The following is a 283-nucleotide window of genomic DNA, read 5'->3' on the forward strand; positions in this document are numbered from 1 at the left end:
AAGTCAACGCCAGATATGTTGACATCCCCGGCCTCGGACTTGTTTCGGGGTTGGAGATTCCTTTTGAAGTAAAACACTAGCGAGGACGCAGTGCGCGGGGCCGCCCTATTCCGGTGGTTGCCGTGCCGCTCAACGCGGGTGGCGACCGGTTCTGATTGATTTCGGGGCCGAGTAAACATTCACGGAGAGTTTGATCCTGGCTCAGGACGAACGCTGGCGGCGTGCTTAACACATGCAAGTCGAACGGTGAAGCCCTTCGGGGTGGATCAGTGGCGAACGGGTG

At 58.3% G+C, this 283-nt stretch carries 1 rRNA gene; it reads left to right on the forward strand.

The features are described 5' to 3' along the window. Positions 1 to 178: 178 nt before the first annotated feature. A 16S ribosomal RNA gene (locus PUR56_RS06235) occupies positions 179 to 283 on the forward strand; the annotation flags it as partial.

Origin of the sequence: Streptomyces sp. BE303, assembly GCF_036290945.1 — a bacterium.
Lineage (GTDB): Bacteria > Actinomycetota > Actinomycetes > Streptomycetales > Streptomycetaceae > Kitasatospora.